The organism is Gryllotalpicola sp. CP2-P1, assembly GCF_057512245.1.
Genome location: NZ_JBLRDT010000143.1, coordinates 1 through 6,455, shown reverse-complemented (window position 1 = coordinate 6,455; position 6,455 = coordinate 1). Strand labels below are relative to the sequence as shown.

Here is a 6,455-nt window from a genome sequence, read left to right as displayed (position 1 = left end):
CGTGCTCGTCGGGTCGGCGGCGCCTCTGCCCGAGAAGTGGCTGCCGCGGCTGATGGCGGCAGGGCCGCACCCCGCCGTCGCGGTGCTCGGCTCAGACTTCGAGGACTTCGCGCGCGGCGGCCTGATCGTGACCGACGCGACCGCGACGCCGTCGCCCCCGCCGGCCCGCTCGATCTTCCAGGTGAAGCCGGGAAAGTAGCGCGTGGCATGCCGCGCTCGCGCAGCCTGCGTGGTTAGCCTGCCCGCGTGAGCAGCATCATCCTCGGCTACGACCCTGAAACACTTCGTGAGCGCGTGGACCTGGTCGAGGTCGGCCGCCGCCTGGCCGAGCTCGGCGAGCTGCGCAGCCGCGATGCGCTGTGCGAGAAGGCGTGGCTGCTCAAGGTCGGCGGCTCGCTCGACGATGCGCTGGATGTCGCGAACGAGGCGTACCGCCTGGCGCGGTTCACGGGCGATCGACGCTCGCTGCAGCGCCCGCGGATGATCCGGGCGCAGGTGCTGCAGTACCAGGGCCGCTACGACGAGGCCGTCAGCGAGCTCACCGCCTGCATCGAAGAGGCGCGCACCCACGAGTGGCACGAGCTCGAGGCCTTCGGGCTGCAGCACCGCGGCAAGGTGCTGTTCGACGAGGGCGACGACGAGGCGGCGGTCGCCGACTTCACCGAGTCGCTGCGGCTGCGCACCGAAGCGGGCGCGCCGGCCGACCAGATCGAGTCGGCCCAGTTCGCCCTCGAGACGGCGAAGCGCCGCCTCGAATCCAATGTCGTACCTTTGTTCTAGCCTCACCGCATGGCTGAACTCTCTCGGGTGAGCGTCTGGGCGAACGCACTCATCGCCCTGCATCTCGACCCCTCGTGGACGTTCGCGTTCGACAACGCGAAGAAGCGCGCGGGGCTGTGCGACTACACGCACAAACGGATTTCTGTCTCTCGCTACCTCGCCGCGAGCTGGCCCGACGACGACGTGCACCAGACGCTGCTGCACGAGGTCGCGCACGCGCTGGCGGGGCCGGCCGCCGGGCACGGGGCGCTGTGGAAGCGGACGGCCGCCTCGATCGGCTACGTCGGCGGCCGCACGCACGACGGGCCGACGCCGACCGAGCTCGCGCCCTGGGTCGGCACCTGCCCCAACGGGCACGTGCACTACCGGCACCGCCGGCCCGCGCGCGACCTGTCCTGCGGGAAGTGCTCCCGCTCGTTCTCGCGGGCGTTCCTGATCAGCTGGACTCGGCGCGAGATCTCGGCGGCGGTGCGGAAGGCAGCCGCGCAGGCGCGCTGAGAGTCCGTGCCCGCCTGAGGCGGAGTCCGCGCTGGCTCGCGATGATGCCGGCGATGACGACGAGACCGCCGACGGGCTCGTACCACTGCACCGTCTCGCCGAGGACCAGCACCCCGAGCACGACGCCGACGACCGGCGCGAGATAGGTGACCGTCGAGGCGCGGGCGGCGCCCCACTCGCCGAGCACGCGGTAGTACCAGATGTATGCGATGCCGGTTCCGAGCACACCGAGGGCCGCGATCGACAGGACGACAGGGGCGCTGACCCCGATCGGGTCGAGCCCGCCGAAGGGAAGAAGAACCAGGGCGAGCGGCGCGGCGAGGCAGATCTCCATCGCCGAGAGCGTGAGCGATTCCACTCCCCTGCCGAAGACGAAACGGCGCAGATACAGCCCCGAGAATCCGTAGCAGAGCGTCGCCCCGAGGCAGGCGATCTGCCCGGGCAGACTGCCCGCGAGGTCAGCCGAGCCGATCAGCTGCCACGGCGCGCTCAGCACGAGCACCCCGAGGATGCCGATGACCACTCCGCCCGACTGCGCCCTGCTGAGGCGCTCCGACCGCAGCAGGAGCGGGGTCAGCAGCAGGGTCATGATCGGGGTCGTGGCGTTGTAGATGCTGGCGAGCCCGCTCGGCACGGTCTGCTCGGCCCAGGCGAACAGCGCGTACGGCGCAACACCGAACGTGATCGCGACGACGACCATGTGGCCCCAGAGCTTCAGGTCGCGCGGCCACCGGCGCCGGGTCACGAGCATCACGGCGGCGAGCGTCAGAGCGCCGAACCAGACCCGCCCGATGACGACCTGGCCGGGCGCGAGTCCCGCGAGCCCGAGCTTCATGAAGAGGAAGCTCGCGCCCCACACGAGCGCGAGCGCGAGGAACGCCACGAGGGTCCCGCGGGTGTTGCCTGCTGCCTGCATGCGGCCTATCGTCGAGGCATCCGTCGCCATGAGGCAAATGAATCTGCTTCATCGCCAGATGAGGGGTACTTATGGGGGTCACTCTGCCGCAGCTGCGCGCGCTGGTCACGGTCGTCGACCGTGCGTCGTTCACGGATGCCGCGGCGCAGCTCGGCATCAGCCAGTCGGCCGTCTCGCACGCCGTCTCCGGACTCGAGCGCGAGGTCGGCGGCCGGGTGCTGCAGCGCGACGGGGGCGTCACCCTGACCGTTCTGGGCAGGCGGGTTCTCGACCATGCGCGTGCGGCGCTGGCATCCGTCGCCGCCCTCGAGAGCGCGGTCAAGCAGGACGGCACGCTCGCCGGCGTCGTGCGCCTCGGCGCCGTCGCGACCGTGTGCCAGGGTCTGCTGCCCGAGCTGCTGCCGCTGTGGGCGGCCAAGCTGCCCAATGTCGACGTGCAGATCTACGAGGGCGACGACGACGAGATGCCCGAGTGGCTCGAGGCTGGGGTCGTCGAGGCGGCGATCCTGGTCGAGCCGTCGCCCCAGCCCGCCGGCGGCAAGCTTGTCGCGACCGACGAGTTCGCCGCGGTCGTGCGCTGCGACCATCCGCTGGCGGAGCTCGAGGGGATTCCGCTCGCGGAGCTGGCCGTCGACGGGCTGATCGTGTCGACCGGCGGGTGCGAGGGGCACGTCAAGCGCATGCACGAGGACGAGGGGCTCGAGTACGCGTTCTCGCACCGCGTGCGCGAGATGAGCACGCTGTTCCGCATGGTCGAGCAGGGCATGGGGGTCGCGATCGTGCCGTCGCTCGGTCGCGGCATGCTGCCGGGCGACCTCGTCATGAAGCCGCTCGTGAAGCCGCGGCCGCGCCGGCTCGTGCTCTCGGGGCCGGCGTCTCGGCCGTGGCATCCGCTCGCTCAGGCGCTCGTCGACGCGCTGTGAACCTGTTCCCTTTCCGGACAAACGCGCCCGCGGCAGCGCGCGCATTTGTCCGGAACGGGAACTAGTCGACGACGGTGACGTCCTTCCAGAACGCGACGTAGTTCGAGAAGTCCTTGCCGACGCGGTCGAAGGCCGTCGGGTACGGGGTCGGGTAGCTCCACGCCCGGTCGGGGTATGCCTGACCGTCGACGGTGACGGTGAAGTACTGGCACTCTCCCTTCCACGGGCAGGTGTAGGGCGTCGGGCTGGTGCTCAGGTACTGCTCGTTGACGGATGCCGGCGGGAAGTACCAGTTCCCCTCGATGCGGATGAGGTCCTCTTCGGGGGCCTCGGCGATGACGGTGTCTCCCAGAAGTGCTTTCATGCCTGCGCGAACCACTGCGCCGCGTGCGCTATTCCGGTATCGGCTCGGCGCGGAAGACGCCGTCGCGCATGACCGGCACGGTCTGCGAGACATCGAGCTGCGCGGCGATCCTGACGTCGTCGAGCTGGCCGACCGCTGCGAGCTCGCGGGCGCTGACGGATGCCGTGAGCAGATGGCGAACCGCCCCTCGCATGGCGTCGAAGGACGCCGCGGCGACGGCGGCTTCCGGCGAGCATGCGTCGATGCCCTGGGCCGCGAGCGCGCCGATGACCGCGCCGGCGGCGAGCTGATCTTCGACGGCCGGCCGCAGGGTGTCGTCGGCGCGGCGCTCGCCCGAGGCGACGACCGCGACGGTCGCGCGATGGCCGAGCTGCTGCTGGTAGGCGAGCACCCAGCGGGCGACCGCCGAGAAGTTGCGCAGGTTGGCCGCCACGACGGGGACGCCGTAGCCTGCGGCATCCGCCGCCACGCGCGACCCGTTCAGCGAGATCACCACCGCGCGCGGCGCGCCGAACTCGGCGATCTTCTCGGCCGTCATGCTCGTCGGCGACAGTGAGAGACCCGGGTCGCCGCGGCGAGCGGCGAGCTTCGCGCCGACCGTGGCCGCGTACTCAGCGGCGGCCTCGCGGTCGAGGTTCGGGAACGGCTCGATCTCGAGGCCCTGGCCCGTGGCGAGCTCGACGGTCGTCGTGAACGAGATCGTGTCGATGAAGACGATCACCCCGGCGCCCGGGGCGATGCTGCGCAGGCCCTCGATGCCCCAGTCGAATCGCACCTCGTAGCTCTGCTGGGTGTGCTCGGCCGGCTGGGGTTGGGGCATGCGTTCCAGCCTATTCGGGCGCCCAGGGGCAGACTGAGAGCATGACGGATGCCGCCCGCACTGCGCTCGAAACCCTCGACTGGCGCCGGCTCACCTTTGAGCTCTACGAGATCACGCGACTCGCGGCCGAGAGCGACGGGCCGGCCGAGGCGCATGCGTTCTGGAAGCTGAGCCGCGACCGGATGCTGGCGACGCACCCGGCCTCGGCGATCCTGCCCGAGGAGCGGGAGTCGTTCACCGGCGTGCCCGTCGCGCCCTACGACCCGGCCTGGCGGTTCGAGGTCGAGATCGAGCCGGCCGCCGAGCCGCGGCACTGGGACGTCGAAACCGGCACCGACGGGGTCGTTCCGTTCGAGCTGCTCGGGCGGGCCGTGCTGCCCGGCGTCGGGTCGCTCGACGTGTGGCGGCTGCGGTCCTACGGCGGCGGGCTGTTCATTCCCGTCAAGGATGCGCTGGCCGGGAAGCCCGGCGGCACCTATGGGGGCGGGCGCTACCTCGTGGACACCGTGAAGGGGGCGTGGCTCGGCGGCTCCGCGGGAGGAGGGGGTCTCGATACGCCCGGCTTCGCGCGGGCTACTCGACCAGCGGAGGGAAGGCCGACCGTCGTGCTCGACTTCAACTTCGCCTACAACCCCTCGTGCGCATACGACCCGGCGTGGGCCTGCCCGCTCGCGCTGCCGAGCAACACGCTGTCTGTCGAGGTTCCGGTGGGCGAGCGGATGCCGTAAGCGGCCGCCGTCCGGCCGCACAGCTTCCATCACCTAGACTGAACCAGTCGCGAGCGAAGTCTTCGCCCGCACCCGCGTCGTGATTCGACCCTCAGTCTTTTCAGACGGCGCACCGCGCTGGCACCCGCCCGCGTGCGACCGAACCTCCCCGCTTTCTGCGCCGACCTTGGCGTGCGCGGGCTTATGCCCCGAAAGGCATACATCTTCATGACTTCTTTCGCCGAACTCGGCGTGCCCGCCCCCATCGTCTCCGCGCTCGCGGCGGCCGACCGCACCGAGGCGTTCCCGATCCAGGTCGCCACGCTGCCCGACTCGCTGAAGGGCCGCGACGTGCTCGGCCGCGGCAAGACCGGCTCTGGCAAGACCATCGCGTTCTCGGTTCCGCTTGCGGCACGGCTGGGCGCGGCATCCGACACGAATTCCGGCCGGCCCGCGCGCGGCCGCACGGCGCGCGGCCTCGTGCTCGCGCCGACCCGCGAACTCGCGACGCAGATCGACAACACGCTCGCTCCGCTCGCGCAGAGCGTCGGGCTCACCACGACGGTCATCTACGGCGGCGTCAGCCAGAAGCGACAGGAGGACGCGCTGCGCGCCGGCGTCGACATCATCGTCGCGACGCCGGGCCGCCTCGACGACCTGCTGAAGCAGGGGGTGCTGTCGCTCGACGGCATCCGCATCACGGTCCTCGACGAGGCCGACCACATGGCCGACCTGGGCTTCCTGCCCGTCGTCACCCGCATCCTCGACAAGACGCCCAAGGGCGGCCAGCACATGCTGTTCTCGGCCACGCTCGACAACGGCGTGGACAAGCTCGTGAAGCGCTACCTGCGCGACGAGATCCTGCACTCGGTCGACGAGGCCACCTCGCACGTCTCGGCCATGACGCACCACGTCTTCGCGGTCGAGTCGACCGCGGGCAAGGACGCGCTCGTGCGCACGCTCGCCCGCGGTGCCGGCAAGCGCATCCTCTTCATGCGCACCAAGCACCAGGCCAAGAAGCTCGCGAAGAAGCTGACCGAGGGCGGCATCCCTGCCGTCGACCTGCACGGCAACCTGTCGCAGAACGCCCGCGACCGGAACCTCGCGGCCTTCCACGACGGCTCCGTCCGCGTTCTGGTCGCCACCGACGTCGCGGCCCGCGGCGTGCACATCGACGACGTCGAACTCGTCGTGCACGTCGATCCGCCCATGGAGCACAAGGCGTACCTGCACCGCTCCGGCCGCACCGCCCGCGCCGGCTCGGCCGGCGATGTCGTCACGATCGCGCTGCCCGAGCAGCACCGCGACCTGCGCGACCTGCTGCGCAAGGCCGCCATCAAGGTCGATTTCGAGCAGGTGACGGATGCCTCACCGCAGGTGCTCTCGCTCGTCGGCTCGCCCGTCGCGCTCGTTCCGTACGTGAAGCCCGAGGCGCCCGTGCGCGGCC

8 protein-coding genes and 1 pseudogene are annotated in these 6,455 nt (G+C 71.0%); 6 read left to right on the top strand and 3 right to left on the bottom strand.

Annotated features, from left to right (window positions below):
• The 3 genes and pseudogenes from ACM2XV_RS11025 to ACM2XV_RS11015 form a co-directional block, all read left to right on the top strand.
• Nucleotides 1–199 (top strand): annotated as a pseudogene (locus tag ACM2XV_RS11025) (spermine synthase); the annotation flags it as partial.
• Nucleotides 200–246: 47 nt separating this feature from the next.
• Nucleotides 247–780 (top strand): hypothetical protein, encoded by a 534-nt coding sequence (locus ACM2XV_RS11020; protein WP_344776488.1) that lies wholly within the window; start codon nucleotides 247–249, stop codon nucleotides 778–780.
• Nucleotides 781–789: 9 nt separating this feature from the next.
• Nucleotides 790–1,278, top strand: coding sequence for a SprT-like domain-containing protein (locus ACM2XV_RS11015; RefSeq protein ID WP_344776490.1), 489 nt, complete (start codon nucleotides 790–792; stop codon nucleotides 1,276–1,278).
• On the opposite strand, the gene ACM2XV_RS11010 is transcribed toward ACM2XV_RS11015, so the two are convergent.
• Nucleotides 1,217–2,224, bottom strand: coding sequence for a DMT family transporter (locus tag ACM2XV_RS11010; protein WP_344776492.1), 1,008 nt, complete (start codon nucleotides 2,222–2,224; stop codon nucleotides 1,217–1,219). The genes ACM2XV_RS11015 and ACM2XV_RS11010 overlap by 62 nt on opposite strands.
• A gap of 41 nt (nucleotides 2,225–2,265) precedes the next feature.
• Here ACM2XV_RS11010 and ACM2XV_RS11005 point away from each other — a divergent pair, with 41 nt between their 5' ends.
• The gene (locus tag ACM2XV_RS11005) at nucleotides 2,266–3,117 is read left to right on the top strand and encodes a LysR family transcriptional regulator (protein WP_344776494.1); all 852 of its coding nucleotides are present in this window, start codon (nucleotides 2,266–2,268) and stop codon (nucleotides 3,115–3,117) included.
• A gap of 61 nt (nucleotides 3,118–3,178) precedes the next feature.
• Here ACM2XV_RS11005 and ACM2XV_RS11000 read toward each other — a convergent pair whose 3' ends face one another.
• Together ACM2XV_RS11000 and ACM2XV_RS10995 are read right to left on the bottom strand one after the other, a co-directional pair.
• Nucleotides 3,179–3,481, bottom strand: coding sequence for a DUF427 domain-containing protein (locus ACM2XV_RS11000; protein ID WP_344776496.1), 303 nt, complete (start codon nucleotides 3,479–3,481; stop codon nucleotides 3,179–3,181).
• Nucleotides 3,482–3,509: 28 nt separating this feature from the next.
• Nucleotides 3,510–4,301, bottom strand: coding sequence for a 2-phosphosulfolactate phosphatase (locus ACM2XV_RS10995; RefSeq protein WP_344776498.1), 792 nt, complete (start codon nucleotides 4,299–4,301; stop codon nucleotides 3,510–3,512).
• Between the two features lie 41 nt (nucleotides 4,302–4,342).
• On the opposite strand from ACM2XV_RS10995, the gene ACM2XV_RS10990 reads away from it, so the two are divergent.
• Together ACM2XV_RS10990 and ACM2XV_RS10985 are read left to right on the top strand one after the other, a co-directional pair.
• Nucleotides 4,343–5,029 (top strand): DUF1684 domain-containing protein, encoded by a 687-nt coding sequence (locus ACM2XV_RS10990; protein WP_487026956.1) that lies wholly within the window; start codon nucleotides 4,343–4,345, stop codon nucleotides 5,027–5,029.
• A 207-nt stretch (nucleotides 5,030–5,236) separates the two neighbouring features.
• Nucleotides 5,237–6,455 (top strand): DEAD/DEAH box helicase (locus tag ACM2XV_RS10985; protein WP_487026955.1); only part of this gene is annotated, 1,219 nt, incomplete at its 3' end.

Bases quoted from the DNA above. Each gene is read 5' to 3' on its own strand.
- ACM2XV_RS11015 (WP_344776490.1), top strand. From the start codon at position 790: ATGGCTGAACTCTCTCGGGTGAGCGTCTGGGCGAACGCACTCATCGCC.
- ACM2XV_RS11010 (WP_344776492.1), bottom strand. From the start codon at position 2,224: ATGGCGACGGATGCCTCGACGATAGGCCGCATGCAGGCAGCAGGCAAC.
- ACM2XV_RS11005 (WP_344776494.1), top strand. From the start codon at position 2,266: ATGGGGGTCACTCTGCCGCAGCTGCGCGCGCTGGTCACGGTCGTCGAC.
- ACM2XV_RS11000 (WP_344776496.1), bottom strand. From the start codon at position 3,481: ATGAAAGCACTTCTGGGAGACACCGTCATCGCCGAGGCCCCCGAAGAG.
- ACM2XV_RS10995 (WP_344776498.1), bottom strand. From the start codon at position 4,301: ATGCCCCAACCCCAGCCGGCCGAGCACACCCAGCAGAGCTACGAGGTG.
- ACM2XV_RS10990 (WP_487026956.1), top strand. From the start codon at position 4,343: ATGACGGATGCCGCCCGCACTGCGCTCGAAACCCTCGACTGGCGCCGG.